Annotated in this window: 19 protein-coding genes and 1 riboswitch; of the genes, 17 read left to right on the top strand and 2 right to left on the bottom strand. The window is 34.4% G+C overall.

Annotation, left to right across the window (positions count from 1 at the left end; translation table 11 throughout):
• The first annotated feature begins 782 nt into the window (after positions 1–782).
• From HVS_RS16540 to HVS_RS08980, 5 genes are all read left to right on the top strand, one after another.
• On the top strand, positions 783–926 hold the full coding sequence (locus HVS_RS16540; protein WP_159063433.1) for a hypothetical protein: 144 nt from the start codon (positions 783–785) through the stop codon (positions 924–926).
• 408 nt (positions 927–1,334) lie between these two features.
• Positions 1,335–1,511, top strand: a riboswitch (Lysine riboswitch).
• Positions 1,512–1,621: 110 nt separating this feature from the next.
• Positions 1,622–2,632, top strand: coding sequence for an aspartate-semialdehyde dehydrogenase (locus HVS_RS08995; protein ID WP_101301444.1), 1,011 nt, complete (start codon positions 1,622–1,624; stop codon positions 2,630–2,632).
• A 41-nt stretch (positions 2,633–2,673) separates the two neighbouring features.
• Positions 2,674–3,552, top strand: coding sequence for a 4-hydroxy-tetrahydrodipicolinate synthase (dapA, locus tag HVS_RS08990; RefSeq protein ID WP_101301441.1), 879 nt, complete (start codon positions 2,674–2,676; stop codon positions 3,550–3,552).
• A 68-nt stretch (positions 3,553–3,620) separates the two neighbouring features.
• A complete protein-coding gene (gene dapB, locus HVS_RS08985; RefSeq protein ID WP_101301438.1) occupies positions 3,621–4,379 on the top strand; it encodes a 4-hydroxy-tetrahydrodipicolinate reductase in 759 nt (252 codons plus the stop codon).
• A gap of 29 nt (positions 4,380–4,408) precedes the next feature.
• Positions 4,409–4,885 carry an ACT domain-containing protein gene (locus HVS_RS08980; protein ID WP_101301435.1) on the top strand — a complete coding sequence of 159 codons (477 nt, stop codon included), beginning with the start codon at positions 4,409–4,411 and terminating at the stop codon, positions 4,883–4,885.
• A 183-nt stretch (positions 4,886–5,068) separates the two neighbouring features.
• On the opposite strand, the gene HVS_RS08975 is transcribed toward HVS_RS08980, so the two are convergent.
• Positions 5,069–5,599, bottom strand: a complete 531-nt coding sequence (locus HVS_RS08975; RefSeq protein WP_101301433.1) for a cob(I)yrinic acid a,c-diamide adenosyltransferase — start codon at positions 5,597–5,599, stop codon at positions 5,069–5,071.
• A gap of 187 nt (positions 5,600–5,786) precedes the next feature.
• On the opposite strand from HVS_RS08975, the gene HVS_RS08970 reads away from it, so the two are divergent.
• From HVS_RS08970 to HVS_RS08935, 8 genes are all read left to right on the top strand, one after another.
• On the top strand, positions 5,787–7,433 hold the full coding sequence (locus HVS_RS08970) for a SpoIID/LytB domain-containing protein (protein WP_101301431.1): 1,647 nt from the start codon (positions 5,787–5,789) through the stop codon (positions 7,431–7,433).
• Positions 7,434–7,518: 85 nt separating this feature from the next.
• Entirely contained in the window at positions 7,519–8,544 is a 1,026-nt protein-coding gene (queA, locus tag HVS_RS08965; RefSeq protein WP_101301429.1) for a tRNA preQ1(34) S-adenosylmethionine ribosyltransferase-isomerase QueA, read from the top strand.
• 34 nt (positions 8,545–8,578) lie between these two features.
• Positions 8,579–9,697 (top strand): tRNA guanosine(34) transglycosylase Tgt, encoded by a 1,119-nt coding sequence (tgt, locus tag HVS_RS08960; protein ID WP_101301427.1) that lies wholly within the window; start codon positions 8,579–8,581, stop codon positions 9,695–9,697.
• A gap of 64 nt (positions 9,698–9,761) precedes the next feature.
• A complete protein-coding gene (gene yajC, locus HVS_RS08955) occupies positions 9,762–10,070 on the top strand; it encodes a preprotein translocase subunit YajC (protein ID WP_101301425.1) in 309 nt (102 codons plus the stop codon).
• 169 nt (positions 10,071–10,239) lie between these two features.
• Positions 10,240–10,431 (top strand): membrane lipoprotein lipid attachment site-containing protein, encoded by a 192-nt coding sequence (locus HVS_RS08950; protein ID WP_101301423.1) that lies wholly within the window; start codon positions 10,240–10,242, stop codon positions 10,429–10,431.
• A gap of 93 nt (positions 10,432–10,524) precedes the next feature.
• Positions 10,525–11,508 (top strand): ABC transporter substrate-binding protein, encoded by a 984-nt coding sequence (locus HVS_RS08945; protein WP_101301421.1) that lies wholly within the window; start codon positions 10,525–10,527, stop codon positions 11,506–11,508.
• Positions 11,483–12,265, top strand: coding sequence for an ABC transporter permease (locus HVS_RS08940; RefSeq protein ID WP_101301418.1), 783 nt, complete (start codon positions 11,483–11,485; stop codon positions 12,263–12,265). The genes HVS_RS08945 and HVS_RS08940 overlap by 26 nt, the downstream gene beginning before the upstream one ends.
• A complete protein-coding gene (locus HVS_RS08935; protein ID WP_235827668.1) occupies positions 12,246–12,953 on the top strand; it encodes an ABC transporter ATP-binding protein in 708 nt (235 codons plus the stop codon). The genes HVS_RS08940 and HVS_RS08935 overlap by 20 nt, the downstream gene beginning before the upstream one ends.
• Positions 12,954–12,990: 37 nt before the next feature.
• On the opposite strand, the gene HVS_RS08930 is transcribed toward HVS_RS08935, so the two are convergent.
• Positions 12,991–13,458, bottom strand: a complete 468-nt coding sequence (locus HVS_RS08930; protein ID WP_101301413.1) for a carbohydrate-binding protein — start codon at positions 13,456–13,458, stop codon at positions 12,991–12,993.
• Between the two features lie 216 nt (positions 13,459–13,674).
• On the opposite strand from HVS_RS08930, the gene HVS_RS08925 reads away from it, so the two are divergent.
• From HVS_RS08925 to HVS_RS08905, 4 genes are all read left to right on the top strand, one after another.
• Positions 13,675–14,115 carry a TIGR04086 family membrane protein gene (locus HVS_RS08925; RefSeq protein WP_101301411.1) on the top strand — a complete coding sequence of 147 codons (441 nt, stop codon included), beginning with the start codon at positions 13,675–13,677 and terminating at the stop codon, positions 14,113–14,115.
• A gap of 321 nt (positions 14,116–14,436) precedes the next feature.
• The gene (gene pyrR, locus HVS_RS08920; protein ID WP_101301408.1) at positions 14,437–14,991 is read left to right on the top strand and encodes a bifunctional pyr operon transcriptional regulator/uracil phosphoribosyltransferase PyrR; all 555 of its coding nucleotides are present in this window, start codon (positions 14,437–14,439) and stop codon (positions 14,989–14,991) included.
• A 378-nt stretch (positions 14,992–15,369) separates the two neighbouring features.
• Positions 15,370–16,296, top strand: a complete 927-nt coding sequence (locus HVS_RS08910) for an aspartate carbamoyltransferase catalytic subunit (protein WP_101301404.1) — start codon at positions 15,370–15,372, stop codon at positions 16,294–16,296.
• Complete coding sequence (locus HVS_RS08905; protein ID WP_101301402.1) at positions 16,293–17,579, top strand: dihydroorotase; 1,287 nt, start codon at positions 16,293–16,295, stop codon at positions 17,577–17,579. The genes HVS_RS08910 and HVS_RS08905 overlap by 4 nt, the downstream gene beginning before the upstream one ends.
• Positions 17,580–17,620: the final 41 nt, after the last annotated feature.

Here is a 17,620-nt window from a genome sequence, read left to right as displayed (position 1 = left end):
GTCATCCTTTCTGTTAGATTTTTTTTTGTATTAATATCTTAACAGGATGTCATCTTCTTTTCAATTTTATATGGTATTTTATGTCTCATTCCCTACAATAACTTTACGCTAACATTGAAAAAAAGATAAAAAATTTTATTGAAGAAGGAAAAGACTTAGCTGATCTTGTTCTTGGTCTAAAAGAAGATTTATTTAAACTTGGACGCGATATACTTAAAGAAGTGCTTGAAGATATGGATCAATATTTCCGTAACTGTGAAATAAGGAAACAGTATTGGGAAATTATAGAAAAGATAAAACAGTATTTTAACGATGTTTAACACTAAGTTAGAAAAGGACATATAAGATAAGGAAATATAATAGAAATATTGGGAAGTATATGTAGGTGTAGAACACATGAAGAGAGTAAGGCAGATGCTGAAAATTTTAGATTAAAAATAAAGCTGCATTAAGAAAAATGCAAGGAGAAATAGGCGAATATAAAGATGAAAAACAAAAAGCTATAGAAAATAAAATACAATTGAAATCGAAGGTTTTCAATGTTTAAGTTCAAGAAAAGGCTATTGGAATAGAAAAAGAAAAGGTGTCGAAAATATAATATACAAGAAGAATGGCGTGGTATATGATATAGTTAACAAAAACAAAAGATCAACGGCAGTATGGCAGAGAAATTCAGGAAAATTAATGGGAATTAAAGAAATCATCAAACAGGCATGAGAGTGTGTACTGTTATATTCAAAGTAATGTAAACTGGTTTATATAAAGAATTAGGCATTATATATATGTATGCGGATAGGGATGAGGTAATAATAAAGCAAAATTACGGAAAGTTTACAAGTAAGCCCATCAATAAATTATACATATCTGGAAAAAGACAAAGAAAACATAAAAAGAAAAGAAAAGAAAAAGCAAACTTAATACCATGACCCGCTACTACTTGTCAGCCGGGCTTTACAACCTGTTCAAAAATGGAAAATGGTACAATAGAAATACTTTTTTCTTTTAAAAGTAGCGATAAAATGTGAAGGAACATAGATAACAAAACGTACTAATTTGTCACAAGTATTGAGTAAAATGAATTCTTTATAGAAAGAAAGAGTTATATGGTATAATAGACAATAAGTTAGAGGAATTATAAAAGAAAATAATTAGCTCAGCATGCAAATTATGCAAAATACTCTCGTTACTAAGAGACCGTTATTTGAAATAGTTGTATAAAAAATGGGATGCCATCTACTTTTCTTTTTCCTACAATAAATTGACGCTATCAAAATAAAAAAGCATTTGACATAGTGGAAAAAACATGTTAGAATACTTCCAAACAATTATATAGGGAATTTGATAGAGGAGCAGTTTTCATTAGTAGGGTTCTTGAAAGGTAAGGGCTTTGATGATAGAATTTGAAAGGGGAAACTGCCGAAGAATATACTGACCCTTATAGGTATATTCTGGTTATATGGTTAACAGCTATATAACTGTCATCATATATTTGATGGAGAGCTATCAGTTCAAAGGAAAAGATGTTATTATTATAAGAGGTATCTTGAAATTTTGAACTGCTGGTTTAAGACCAGCTTTTTTAATTTATTGTTAATTATGTAAAGTTTAGGAGGTAGTTAATATGAAACAGGTAAGCCTGGCGGTTGTAGGTGCAACCGGAATGGTAGGACGGACTATTTTAAAAGTATTAGAAGAAAGAAAACTTCCAATAGAAAAAATATATTTCTTTTCTTCAAAACGATCAGCAGGAACAAAAATAACCTTTAATGGAGAAGAATATATAGTTGAAGAACTGACAGAAGAGTCCTTTGACAGAGGGATAGATATAGCCCTGTTTTCAGCAGGCGGAAGTATAAGTGAGAAGTACGCACCTATTGCAGCGTCAAAAGGATGTGTGGTAGTTGACAACAGCAGTTTTTGGAGAATGGATCCAGAAGTTCCTTTGGTTGTTCCGGAGGTAAATCCCGGGGAAATTTCACGCCATAAAGGCATTATAGCTAACCCGAATTGCTCTACAATACAGGCTGTTGTAGCTTTAAAGCCTTTAGAGGACAAATATAGGATTAAAAGAATAGTATATTCAACATACCAGGCTGTATCAGGTGCCGGAATGGCAGGATACAAGGATTTAGAAGAAGGGCTTAAAGGAAAGGCTCCTGAAAAGTTTCCACATCCAATAGCAGGTAACTGCTTGCCCCATATTGATGTATTTCTTCCTGACGGATATACCAAGGAAGAGAAAAAAATGATTGACGAGACAAAGAAAATATTAGGAAGGGATGATTTAAAAGTCACAGCCACAACTGTTAGGGTGCCTGTATTTAATTCCCACAGTGAGTCCATTAATGTTGAGTTTGAAAAGCCCTTTGATTTAGAAGAGTTAAAAGAGGTACTAAAGAATGCTCCCGGAGTTATCGTTGAAGATGATGTTTCAAATAATATTTATCCTTTGCCTATAAATGCAAGCGGCAAAGATGAGGTATTTGTAGGAAGGATACGCAGGGATGACAGTGTTGAAAGCGGGATAAATTTTTGGGTTGTGGCAGATAATATCAGAAAAGGTGCGGCAACAAATACAGTTCAGATAGCGGAAGAATTAATTAAAATGTGGAATGAACAAAGTGGGGAATAAATAATATAATAAAATTAAAGAAATTAAAAAGGGGTGTTTTCATGAGAAAGCCGGTATTTACAGGATCAGGTGTGGCAATTGTTACTCCGTTTACTGAAGATGGTGTGGATTTTGAAAAATTAGAAGAACTTATAGAATTTCAGATTAAAGAAGGCACTGATGCACTGATTATTTGCGGGACAACTGGAGAAGCATCCACAATGCCTGATGAAGAGCATAAAGAAGTTATAAAATTTGCTGTAGAAAAGGTAAATAAAAGAATACCTGTTGTTGCAGGGACAGGAAGTAACGATACAAAACATGCAATAAGCCTTAGCCAATATGCAGAAGAAGTTGGTGCAGATGCTATATTAAGCGTGACCCCGTATTATAATAAAACAAACCAAATGGGTCTTTACAGGCATTTTAAAGATATTGCAGAGAGCATTAAAATACCTGTTGTTTTATATAATGTACCGGGAAGGACAAATCTTAATATTGCACCTGATACAATAAAAGCATTGTCTGAAATTGACAATATTGTTGCCATTAAAGAGTGTAATATCAATCAGGTTGCAGATATTATCAATCTTTGCGGGGATGATTTTACCGTTTACTCAGGCAATGACGATTTAACTGTGCCTATGCTGTCTTTAGGCGGAAAAGGTGTTATTTCTGTTATGGCTAACATAATTCCTAAAGATACCCATAATATGGTTGTAAGCTTTCTAGAAGGAAATATAGAGGAAGCAAGGAGGCTGCAGCTAAAATACGTTGATTTGATTAAAGCGCTGTTTATGGATGTAAGTCCTATGCCTTTAAAGGCTGCCATGAATCTTATGGGAATGAATGTAGGAAAATGCCGTATGCCTTTGGTGGACTTAGACGAAGAGAAACTTTCTAAGATGAAAAATGTTTTGATGAAATACAATTTGATTTAAATTTGTATAAAAGTAACACATAAAAATTGAAAAAATAATATACTGAAGTTAAAGGAAGTGCGGTTCAAATGATAAAAATATTATTAAGTGGTTGCAATGGTGCCATGGGTCAGGTTATAACCAGGTTAGCTGAAAAAAAAGAAAATTTAAAAATTGTTGCCGGATATGATGTGAATACTTCAATTAAAAATACATATCCGGTGTTTGACAATTTGAAGGAATGCAATGTAGATATTGATGTTATAATTGATTTTTCCCATCCTCAAGCATTAGAAAGCTTACTTGAGTTTGCCCTGGCTAAAAAAATACCATCTGTTTTTGCCACTACCGGACTTGCAAATTCCCAGATAAATGCACTTAAAGCTGCGTCAAAAGACATTCCTGTTTTTTATGCTGCAAACATGTCAATTGGCGTTAATTTATTAATAGATTTGGTAAAGAAGGCGGCAAAGGTCCTTGAAAAAGATTTTGACATAGAAATTGTCGAAAAACACCATAATTTAAAAATTGATGCCCCCAGTGGTACTGCTTTAGCCATTGCAGATGCAGTAAATTCTGTTTTGGATGAAAAACAAAAATATGTTTATGACAGGCATTCAAGCAGGAAAAAGAGAAGCAAAAAAGAAATAGGTATTCATGCAGTAAGGGGCGGAACCATTGTTGGAGAACATTCAGTGATTTTTGCCGGAAATGATGAGATAATTGAAATTAATCATATAGCAATGTCAAAGGAAATATTTGCAGAAGGAGCTTTAAATGCAGCTGTGTTTATGCATGGAAAAGGTGCAGGCATGTATGATATGGATGATTTAATCCAGGGCAAATAGAAACTTCTATTATTTGAGGAGGTATAAAAATGGATAAAAGACCTGTAACAAATATTGATGTCTCCTACAATGTTGCTATGATAACTTTAGGGAATATGCCAGACGACATAAATCTTATTTCAGAAATATTTGCAGTCTTATCAGATGAGGGCATTAATATTGACATGGTTAGCAAGCCGGCACCTTTAAAAGGTACAGTAAGTATATCCTTTACCCTTCCGGCAGATGATATGGTAAAAGCAATTACCCTGCTAAACGACTATAAGAAAAAGATGACGGGAAATTTTTTGGTGGAAGTGGATGCGTACAATTCCAAAGTATCTGTATACGGTGAAGAAATGAAGCATACTCCCGGCGTTGCAGCAAGGGTGTTTAAAGCATTGGCAAAAGAAAATATAGAAGTAAAATTAATTACAACATCAGCAGTTGATATATCCTGCCTGGTTTATGAAAGAAGCATTGATGATGCAGTAAACTCAATTAAAAAGGAGTTTTCCTTAGAGTAAAAACAGCATTATATAAGCTTAGAGTAAAGCTTTGGTTAGTTATAGACAGTTTCTAGATATATTTTAGAAGATATATTTTAGAAGGTTTATAAGACAGTTTTAGACAGAGTATTAAAAGATTTTTAAAAGATATTAAAAAAGATATAGTAAAAAGAGCTGTTAAAACTTAAATACAGCTCTTTTTTAGTACTCTATTCCTTCTCTTGCAGGTATACCGCATTGGAAGGGATGTTTTATGCTTTTTATATCACAAACATAATGGGCTATATCCTGTAATTCTTTTGGTGCGTCCCTTCCTGTTAAAATAATTTCCATTTTTTCAGGTTTGTTCTTTAAAAGCTCTATTACACTACCGGTATCAATAAAATTATTGCTTAAAACCCCCATAATTTCATCTAAAATTAATAAATCGCAATCACAGTTTTTAATGGTATTCTTGATAAACAAAAAAGCAGTGTTTATTTGGGATTTTAACTCTTTTAACTGGCTTTGGGTAAGATTCCACACAAAATCCTTTATTTTTTCAAAACGGAATACTTTAAAATCCGGTTCTAGTTTTTTTAAAGTTGATAATTCCCCTGTACTTTGTCCTTTTAAGAATTGAACCATATATACTTTATTTCCCCTACCGCAGGCACGAATGCCCTGGCCAATTGCAGCCGTTGTTTTTCCCTTACCGTCGCCGGTATAAATATGTATTAATCCTCTTTCCATATGCATCCCACACTTTTTATATAGTTTTCTATTAATTTTAGCATTTAGGATTTACTTTTTCAAATCTAAAAGCAATGGTATATTTTACAATTCCATTACAAAGAAGGTGAAGTTTATTTTTTTGTCGAAATAAAAGATATAATAGATTTAAAAAAATAATTACAAAAGATAAAGCAGGGGGATTAAAATGAGGTTTATTAATTTTACTGAGAGTAAACTATTGAAAAAGTTACTTTTAAGTATAATCACAGTTGTTATTTTTGGTATATGTGCTGTTTTCACCACTGTTGTTACATATGCAAATGTACCTGAAATTGTTAGAATCGGCCTTTATTTTAATGATTCACAGACCGGTCAGTATACCGCCCTTTCAAACTTTAGTATTGATGCAGCAAATGGAGTTCAATTAGGCATTATTAAAGACAATAAATTCAATTTTTTGATTCCGGAAACCTTTAAAAATACCATTACAATTTCAAAAGATTTTGCCAAAAACTCTTTAGAAAGCTATCATGTTAAAATTTGCGGGGGATTTAACAGCTATAACAGTTTAATTGATGAACTTAATAAAATAAAGAAAAGCGGTATTGATGCCTATCCGGTTTATAATGATGAATGGCAAATATGGGAAGGAGTCTATTTAAGCTATGAAGAGGCAGAAAAATCAATTGAGGAAGTTTTAAAACTTAAGCTAAATGGATATAAATGTTCAGTGGTACAGCCTTCTTTAAAAAGAATTGCAGCTTTGTCGGAAAATAATAAAGTGTTATTTATATTTGACAGCAATGAGAGTGTATTTGGAATTTCCCCGTCACCTGAAAACCAGCCTAAAGTTTTCAGGATTAACAAAGATAATGAAAAAAGATTCAGGGGATGTCTTGAAGTAAAGCGTATTGACGGAAGTGACATGACTTTAATAAATGTCCTTCCATTAGAAGAGTATCTTTATGGTGTCGTACCCTATGAAATTCAGGCAAGTTCCCATCCGGAAGCCTTAAAAGCACAGGCAGTGGCAGCAAGGACCTATTCTGTAAACAATTTGGGAAAATACAATAGGCTTAATTTTGATATGTGTGGGACGGTATATTCCCAGGTCTATAAAGGCTATAATGGTGAGACGGCAGCCACCAATAAAGCCGTTGATGATACAAAAGGGGAAATAGTAACTTATAATGGAAAGCCTGCTGCTGTATTTTATTTTAGTTCAAGCGGCGGTAGGACGGAAGATGTGAAAAATGTATGGGGAAGTACCGGTTATCCTTATCTTGTAAGTGTGGAAGATAAATATGAGTCCGGCACTTCATGGCGCTATGAGTGGGAAGTGTCGTATACAGCTAAAAAAATAGCTGAAATAATGGCAAGCAGGGGTTTTGATATTGGAAATATATTAGGAATTGATGTTACAAAAAGATCTCAGGCAGGAAGAGCCATTGAACTGGTTGTCAGGGGAAGTAAAGGTGAAAGGGTATATAAAAACAGCAATACCAGAAGTTTTTTAAATCTAGACAGCCAGTGGTTTTATATTACCACAGATGCAGATGTGTTGGTAAAAACAGGTGAGGATACTTATGAAAAAACACAGCTAGCGGGAAAAAAAGTAATGACAAGTTCAGGACTTACAACAATTAGTGGGGATGTTAGTGTTGTAAGCAGGGGAAATAAAAAAATTAAAATACCTGCCACTCCTACAATTTTCACTTTTACAGGAAGAGGGTGGGGACATGCAGTGGGTATGAGTCAGGAAGGTGCAAAAGGCATGGCAAACAATGGTTATAAATATGATGAAATACTTGGTCACTATTTTCCTGGCACAAAAGTGGAGAAGAAATACTAAATTTAGCCTTGCAGATATATAATTTTTAATGTATATTATTTTACATGTGGAATTTAAATAGAATTAAGAGAGAAATGGTGTTTAAATGAAAGTCAGCGATTTTTATTATGATTTGCCGGAAGAGCTTATTGCCCAGGAGCCATTAAAGGACAGGCACCTGTCAAGGCTTCTTGTGTTAGACAGGGAAACGGGAAATATTGAACATAGAGTTTTTAAAGATATAATTGGGTATTTAAATAAAGGGGACTGTCTTGTTTTAAATGATACAAGGGTGCTTCCTGCAAGACTGTTAGGAAAAAAGGAAGGCACCGGAGGCAAAATAGAATTTGTCCTTTTAAAAAAAATTGAAAAAGATATTTGGGAAGTGATTTTAAAGCCTGGAAAAAGGGCAAAGCCAAAGGCGAGATTTATTTTTGGTGATGGTGAACTTAAAGCTGAAATTTTAGAAATTGTAGAGGAAGGAAACAGGCTTGTAAAGTTTGAATATGATGGTGTTTTTGAAGAGGTTTTAGACAGGGTGGGTATTGTGCCCCTTCCTCCGTATATTACCAAAAAGCTGGATGATTCTGAAAGGTATCAGACAGTTTATTCAAAACACAAAGGTTCCGCTGCAGCTCCCACTGCAGGGCTTCACTTTACAAAAGAGCTTTTGGAAGAAGCGAGGAATAAGGGAGTTGAAATTGCCTTTGTAACCCTTCATGTTGGTCTTGGAACATTCAGACCTGTTAAAGCGGAAGATGTAAAAGAGCATAAAATGCACAGTGAGTATTACTGGATAGATGAAAAAAATTGTAATAGAATTAACAAAGCTAAAAAAGACGGAAAGAAGGTAATTTCCGTTGGCACAACAAGCAGCAGGGTTTTAGAAACCGTTGGGGATGAAAATGGAATGGTAAAGCCCCAAAGAGGATGGACAGATATTTTTATTTATCCGGGATATAATTTTAAAGTGGTGGATGCATTAATTACAAACTTTCACCTTCCCTGTTCTACACTGCTTATGCTTGTAAGCGCTTTAGCAGGCAGGGAAAATATATTAAAGGCTTATAATGAAGCAGTACAAGAAAGATACAGGTTTTTTAGTTTTGGGGATGCTATGTTTATAAAATGACGCAAATTTATAAAAACAGAAAAGTAGGGGAGATATGAGCGCAATAAGATATGAACTTATAAAAAAGTGCAAACAGACTGGGGCAAGGCTGGGAAGGGTTTATACCCCCCATGGGTATTTTGACACTCCCGCATTTATGCCTGTGGGTACCCAGGCAACTGTAAAGGGAATGTCACCGGATGAATTAAAAAGCATTGAAGCAGGTATAATACTTAGCAATACATATCATTTGCACATAAGACCTGGGGAAGATATTATAAAGGAGGCCGGAGGACTCCACAAGTTTATGAATTGGGATAGACCAATTCTAACAGATAGCGGAGGCTTTCAGGTTTTCAGCCTTGGGGATTTCAGAAAGATTGAAGAAGAGGGAGTTACCTTTAAATCCCATGTGGATGGTTCAAAAAAATTTCTTTCTCCGGAGAGTGCAATAAAAATACAAAATAAATTAGGTGCGGATATAATAATGGCATTTGATGAGTGCATTCCATATCCTGCAGAATTTCACTATGTCAAAAAATCCGTAGAGAGAACCACCAGATGGGCTAAAAGATGCATAAAGGCTCATGAAAACCCTGAAACGCAGGCTCTTTTTGGAATTGTACAGGGAGGTATGTATAAAGAACTAAGAAGGCAAAGTGCATATGAGCTTTTAGAACTGGATTTCCCGGGTTATGCAATTGGGGGACTTAGTGTTGGGGAGCCTGCAGAAGAAATGTATGAAATGCTTGAGTGTACAGTACCTCTTCTTCCGGAGGACAAACCCAGGTACCTTATGGGTGTTGGAAGCCCAGATTACCTGGTAGAGGGCGCAATAAGGGGAATAGATATGTTTGACTGCGTTCTTCCGACAAGAATAGGGAGAAACGGCACTGTATTAACAAGCAGGGGAAGAATGATTATAAGAGATGCTTTATATGCAAGGGATCAATCTCCTATAGATCCTGATTGTGACTGCTATGCTTGTAAGAATTTTACCAGATCCTATATAAGGCATCTTATAAAAGCAAAAGAAGTTTTAGGCATACGCCTTACCACTTGGCATAATTTAAGATTTTTATTGAATTTAATGAAAAATGTAAGGGAAGCTATAAAAGAAGACAGGCTTTTAGATTTTAGAAATGAGTTTTTTAAAAATTTTGGGTATAACTAGGCTTTTATGTGCTTTTGTATACAGAAAAAAGCACTAAGAAATATAGATATAGGAGGAGAAAATTATGGGAGGAGAAGCTCCAAATAATGTAGGCGCAGGTGGCAGTATACTCGGTGCCTTGACAATGCCTTTGCTTTTTATTGTATTTATGTATTTTTTGATTATCAGACCCCAGAGGAAAAGGCAGCAGCAGCATCAGGAATTGGTTAATTCAGTAACGGTTGGTGAAACTGTTACAACTTCAGGGGGGATAGTTGGAAAAGTAATCAACATCAAGGATGATGAAGTTGTAATTGAAACAAGTGTAGAAAGAACCCAGATAAAAATAAAAAAATGGGCAATAAGTGATGTTGAAAGACTAGAAGAGGAATAATAAAAAAAGGAACTTAAATTAAGTTCCTTTTTTATCTTAAAATGGGAAGTTTGTAAAGCATATAAAATAAATGATTTAAAGTCAGATAAATGATTGGACATAAAAATTAATTGTGTTAAACTCAAAACCAGGTAAAAAATATTGTTAAATTTATTTAAGGGGTCAGCTAATGAAGAAAATATTGTATACCATTATTTTATTTATTTTTGTACTGGCAGGGTGTAATGATGAATCAGTTGTTAATCATGAGGATGAAATGGGTGCTAATGGAGAAGTGGATATGGATGGGGATGGAAATGAAGAAATCATAAAAGTGACTCTTTTAGAAGGAGAAAAGACCAAAGAAAATAAATATAAATGAAGGGGAAAAAAACATGAATTATTATGATGTGTTTGAAATGCTGTAACATGTGGGATATAATATACTACGTTTAGAAAAGGAGATGATACACTTATGGAAAAAGCATTTAAAAAAACATTGACAGTTATAATTTCAATAGTTTTAATATTAAGTGTTGCAGGATGCAGCGGTGAAAAAAATGAAGAAAAGACCGTAAGGGTAGCTGCATTAAACGGACCGACGGGAATGGGAATGGTTAAACTGATTGAGGACGGCAGTGAGGGAAAAACCAAACTTAATTACGATTTTACATTAACTGGAAGTCCTGAGGATTTAAACGGGAAAATAATTAATGGGGAAGTGGATATTGCAGCAGTTCCCACAAACCTTGCCATGGTTTTACATAACCGTACAGACGGCCAGGTGAAGCTGGCTGCAGTAAATACATTGGGAGTACTGTATCTTTTAGAAAACGGAGACAGTATAAGTACCATAGAAGATTTAAAAGGGAAGACGGTAAATGTGAGCGGGAAGGGTTCTATGCCGGATTTTCTCTTCCGGTACTTATTAGATAAAAATAACCTTAAAGCAGGTGAAGATGTAACTGTTGATTTTACCCTTGAACATGCAGATCTTAGTGCGGCGGTTGCACAAGAAGATGTAGAAATTGCCCTTTTGCCCCAGCCCCATGTAACCACGGCGATGATGAAAAATGAAAATGTTAAAATTGCACTAGATATTACCAAAGAGTGGGAAAAGGCAACCGACGGGAAAGAACTAATAATGGGGGTTATCATTGTTCAAAAAGAGTTTGCAGAAAAAAATAAGGAACTATTGGATAAATTTTTAGATGAGTACAAAGAGTCTGTAAATTTTGTAAACAGTAATACAGATGAAGCGGCGAAGTTAATTGAAAAGTACGGTATTTTACCTAATGCACAGGTTGCAAAAAATGCAATCCCCTATTCTAATATAGTATACAGGGATGCCATTGAGGCAAAAGAGTCATTACAGGAAATATATAAAATACTGTATAGTTTTGAACCTAATTCTGTCGGGGGAAAAATAGCAGATGACGGATTTTACTACAAAAAATAAAAAAAGTATATTAAACAAGATACTTATATTTGTTTTTTGGATGTGTATATGGCAGGCAGTGCATTTAATAATAGGGCGGGACATTTATGTTCCGTCCCCTTTAAGTGTTTTTATCCGCTTAAGTGAGCTGGTATTTTTAAAAAGTTTTTGGCTTTCTGTCCTATATTCTATATACAGGGTTGTTGCAGGTATTCTTCTTTCAATAGTAATCGGTGCAATAACCGCTGTCTTTTCAGCAATTAGTGCCTTTGTATTAAATTTGATTCACCCTTTGATGACAGCCATTAAGTCAACCCCTGTTTTGTCTTTTATAATTATTGCTTTAATTTGGTTTTCATCTGGAAATGTTCCTGTATTTATATGCTTTCTCATGTGTTATCCGGTAATTTGGACAAACCTTGTCACCGGAATTAAAGGTGTTGATAAAAAGCTTTTGGAAATGTCTAAAGTGTATAAAGTTAAAAAAACCGTTGTATTTAAAAAAATATTCATTCCATCTGTGTTGCCGTATTTTACGGCAGCCTGTATTACATGCTTAGGTCTTGGATGGAAGGTAACTGTTGCGGCGGAGGTTTTAAGCCATCCTAAGATTGCCATTGGAAGTAACCTGCACACTGCCAAAGCTTATTTAGATTCCACTGAACTCTTTGCATGGACTTTTGTTGTAATACTTTTAAGTTTTATATTTGAGATTGTATTTTCAAGAATAATAAAAAAACATGGTATGGAGGATAAAATTGGAGCTAACGATAAATAATTTAAAAAAGAGTTTTGGGAATTTAAAAGTTTTAGACAGTTTAAATTTAATTTTTAAGCCAAATAAAGTTTATTGTATATTTGGGCCTTCCGGATGCGGGAAAACCACATTATTTAATATAATAGCCGGCATTTTGCCTGCAGACGGCGGGGAAATTAAGGGATTGGAAGGGAAAAAAATATCCTATGTATTTCAGGAAGACCGCCTTTTGCCTTGGGCAACGGTGGAGGAAAACATTTTATTTGTTTTAGAGAGCCATTATAAAAAAGAAGAGGCCAAAAAGCTTTCTGATAAATACATTTCCCTGGTTAACTTATCAGAATTTAAAAACCACTATCCCCATGAGCTAAGCGGAGGGATGAAACAAAGGGTTTGCATTGCCAGGGCTTTAGCCTTTAGAGGGGATATTCTTATAATGGACGAGCCTTTTAAAGGACTGCATTTAGAGCTGAAAAAAAGTCTTATGGACTATATTATAAATTATTTAAAAGAAAACAATAAAGCTGTTTTTTTTATAACCCATGATATTGACGAAGCTTTGTATTTAGGAGATTGCATATATGTGTTTTCAGGACCGCCCATCAAATTAAAAAAAGAAATTGAAATAAAAATACCACCTGACGAGAGGAAAAAAGATAAAGAATATATGGAAAAATTAAAAGAGGAGATAATAAATTTTGATTTTTAAGGAGTGAGGGGACGACCCCTCACTTTTATGTGCTTTTTTAAAAAACGTGGTTTTCAAAATTATAGTTGTGACCTGAGTTATTGTCCCAGTTTTCAGCATTGTCTTTAAATGCAATATTAATGTTTCCGGGTCTTTTGACGGTAAACATCAGTTCAAATTTATTGTCATCTGATTTAGTCATTTTGTGCTCTTCCACGTCTTCCCATTTTAAGTTATTTCCATAGCCCACTACTGCATAAATTTCTTCTGACCCGTTTTGGGCTAATATACCGTCATAAACTAATTTAAAAGTATTTTGTGCATTTTCCATGTGAACTCCGTTTTGGGAGTAGGAATCATCTTCCCGGTAAAACGGAGATTCAAAATCATTTTCTGCCAAATTTCCTGAAAACTCCTCATTTATTCCTATAAGGTTTGTTGGTTCGGTATCAGCAGGTCCAAAAAGGTTGTTATCTTTCAAGCTGTCTTTTTTGTTTGAGCCGAAGAAAAAATCAAAAAAACCCATAACTGAACCTCCTAAAATTCAACTTAAAATGCACAAAATATTAATATTTTTTTAAAAAAGCACATTGTTATTTTAGGCTATTTAAGCCCATAATATTTTATTAATATATAGGCATTAATGCAAAAAAAGGTTTGTTTAAAATTGTTCTAAATTTAAAAACAAATAAATAAATTATTAATGTGATAAAAAAGATTTATTTATGGAGGTCAATTCAATATGATTAATAAAACCGGTCAGTCAGCAAAAAATATCATGAGTGAGCATGCGAATGCATTGAACATAGCAAAATCAATACTTATATCATATTTAATTACAATACCTGTTTTTGCAATATTTGCATATATTTTAATATTGACTGATTTTCCACAAAAATACATATCCACTTTTGTAATTATTACTACATTGCTAAGTGTAGTTATAGCCGGATGGTCTTCTACAAAGTACATCAAAAGTAAAGGATGGCTAAATGGAGGGATTGTTGGATTTTTTTACATGCTTGTGTTATTTTTATTAAGCAGCAGTTCATATGGGGACTTTAGCATTAATATCCATGTTATAACAATGTTTATCATTGGTACTCTGACAGGGAGTATTGGCGGGATATTGGGCATTAATTTAAGAAAAGAGCCCAGAGTAGGTAAAATAAAAAATTTTTAAATTGTATGAGGAATTTATATAGACAAGGATATTATGTTGTGATAATATAATGGGTGAATAAATCTTTACAAGCTTTATATGTTAGTAGAAAAACCTTTAAAAGAGTCCAGAGAGGCTGGAAAGGTTAGAGTGTAAAAGTTAAACATGGTATTATACTTTTGTACCTTAGCTTCTTGCCGTCTGGCGGGAAGTTTTATTTATGCCAACATGCAGGTTTATATTTAAATGCAGGAATTGAACTACAGTATGGAATTTGAACCACAGCATGGAAATAAAAAAGATACAGAACCTTTTTTTCAAAATGTTTAAGGGGTGTGAAAAATGGCAGTGAAGGCTTTTATAATGGACGAGAGCGGAATAATTAGAGCAGTAACCAGGATAGCCCATGAGATTATAGAGAGAAATAAGGGTGTGGAGGATTTGGCCTTAATTGGAATTCAACGCCGGGGCGTACCCCTTGCTAAAATGATTGCTGAGAAAATTAAAGGTGTTGAGGGAAAAGATATTCCTGTAGGAATTTTAGATATAACTTTGTACAGGGATGATTTAAGCCTTTTAGCTGAGCATCCTATAATAAACGGGACAGATATAGGTTTTCAAATTGACAACAAAAAAATTGTTCTTGTAGATGATGTTATATTTACAGGCAGGACCGTAAGGGCTGCAATTGATGCTTTAATGGATATTGGAAGACCAAAAGCAATTCAACTTGCAGTATTAATTGACAGAGGACACAGGGAACTTCCTATACGTGCTGACTATGTAGGTAAAAATGTTCCTACATCCAAATTTGAAGTTGTAAATGTTAATTTATATGAAATAGACAGAGAAAATTCAGTAACCATATGTGATATGGAAAAGGGAGTCAGCCATTAATATTAGTGGAATTTAATTTGTTTTATTTAAATTTGTTAGTGTTTATTAATTTTGTTTATTAATAAAGAGAAGTAGGGGTTTTTTAAATGGGAAAGTTGTTTGGTTTGGATAAAATAGGGGACAAGTCTCAATTGTGTATAGATTATTTTAAATTAAAGAAAGGTAGTGTTATTTGTCTTTTCTATTTTATCTATTTCATTTTCAAAATTACAATTTGGAAGAATATAGTTTTTAATGGTATAGATATCAAAAATAGTAAGGGGGTTATCCTCTTACTATTTTTTTATTTTCTTTTTATGAACTTAAAACCCATACCACCCCATGGGTTTTATGCCATATATTAATTATAATAGTTTTATTAATAAGTGAGGTGTTGAAATGGCTTTAAGATCAAAAAATCTTTTAGGTTTAAAAGATTTAACAGCAGATGAAATTGAATATATTTTAAACACTGCCAAAACCATGAAGCTTATTCTTAATTCAAAGAATAAGAAGGCTCCGCATTTGCAGGGTAAATCCATTGTTACTTTGTTTTATGAAAACAGTACCAGGACAAGATTATCCTTTGAGCTTGCTGCAAAATACCTAAGTTCCAGTGCTGCTAATATATCAGCTGTAGGAAGCAGTGTTGCAAAGGGTGAATCCCTTATAGACACAGCTAAAACCATTAATATGATGGGAGCAGATGTAATCATACTAAGGCATTCTATGGCAGGGGCACCACATTTGTTGGCAAAAAATGTAGATGCATCTGTTATAAATGCAGGTGACGGAATGAATGAACACCCTACACAGGCATTATTGGACATATTCACCATTTTGGACAAGAAAAAAACTTTAAAAGGCTTAAAAGTTGCCATAATAGGCGATATATATCATAGCAGGGTGGCAAGAAGCAATATATGGGGGATGTCCAAGTTAGGTGCAAACGTTTGTGTTGCAGGTCCTTCAACGCTGATGCCTCCTGAAATAGAAAAAACAGGTGTAAAAGTTTTTACTACAGTTCAGGAAGCTTTAATTGATGCAGATGTGGTTATTGCCCTCAGGATTCAAAAAGAAAGGCAAAAAAGCGGGCTGCTTCCCGGTATAAGGGAGTATTCAAGATTTTTCGGGCTTGATGAAAAACGGCTGAAACTGGCAAAAAAAGATGCCATTATACTGCATCCGGGTCCTGTAAACAGAGGAGTAGAGCTAACCACTTCAGTGGTTGACTGCGACAGGTCATTTATAAATGAACAGGTTACAAACGGTGTGGCTGTCAGGATGGCACTTTTATATCTTTTAACAAGGAGGGACGTTAATTGAAAATATTAATAAAGGGCGGACATGTTGTAGATGCTAAAATGAATTTGGATAAAGTGGCGGATATATTAATAGAAGACGGTAAAATAGCTGAAATAGGCGAGAATATAGAGTTTTCCGGCGGGGATATAATATATGCAGAGGGCAAGTATGTTTTTCCGGGATTTGTTGATGCCCACTGTCATTTAAGGGATCCTGGCTATGAGTACAAAGAAGATATAGAAAGCGGGACAAGGAGTGCTGCTGTAGGAGGTTTTACATCCGTTGCATGTATGCCAAATACAAACCCGGTTATTGATAATCAGTCTGTGATAAAGTACATTATAAACAAATCAAAGCAGGAAGGTATGGTAAATGTATACCCCATTGGGGCAATTTCTAAGGGCTTAGAGGGAAAAGAGCTTTCAGAAATAGGTGAATTAAAATTTGCCGGGGCAGTTGCGCTTTCAGATGATGGGAAACCTTTAGAGGATGCTTCACTAATGAAGAAAGCCATGGAGTATTCATCAATGTTTGACATAACTATAATATCCCATTGTGAAGAACCTAGCCTGTCGGCTGAAGGTGTTATGAATGAAGGGTACCAGTCCACCATATTAGGACTTAAAGGAATACCTTCTGCTGCAGAGGAAATTATGGTGGCAAGGGATATTATACTGTCAGAATATACAAAAGTTCCGGTTCACATTGCCCATGTAAGTACTGAGCTTTCGGTAGAGCTCATTAGACATGCAAAAAAGAGGGGAGTAAAAGTAACCTGCGAAACATGTCCTCATTATTTTGTGCTTACTGACGAGGCTTGCAGTGACTTTAATACTTTTGCAAAGGTAAATCCGCCCCTTAGGACAAAAAAGGATGTGGATGCAATTATAGAAGGGTTAAAGGACGGAACTATTGATATAATTGCAACAGACCATGCACCTCATCATATAGATGAAAAAAATGTTGAGTTTAACATTGCTGCTAACGGAATATCTGGTTTTGAAACGGCTATTCCTTTGGCGATAACTTATCTTGTAAAACCAGGGCATCTTACCTTAAAACAATTAGTTGAAAAGATGTGTGTAAATCCTTCTAATTTATTGGGACTTAGCAAAGGTACTTTAGAGGTGGGGAGTTCTGCAGATATAACCATTGTTGATTTAGATGAAGAATTTCTAGTTGATGTTCAAAAGTTTAAATCAAAAGGTAAAAATTCACCTTTTGATGGGTACAAATTAAGCGGAAGAGTTTACTACACAATTGTAAACGGAAAAATACTTGTAAGGGAAAAAGTTTTACTTTAGATTTTACAGTAAAAATATTCTATAGAGAACAGGAGAGAAGA

This window comes from Acetivibrio saccincola (assembly GCF_002844395.1).
In the GTDB taxonomy this organism is placed as follows: Bacteria; Bacillota; Clostridia; order Acetivibrionales; family Acetivibrionaceae; genus Herbivorax; species Herbivorax saccincola.
Note: the sequence above shows the minus strand (reverse complement) of the source record. Positions and strands in the feature narration are given on the sequence as shown.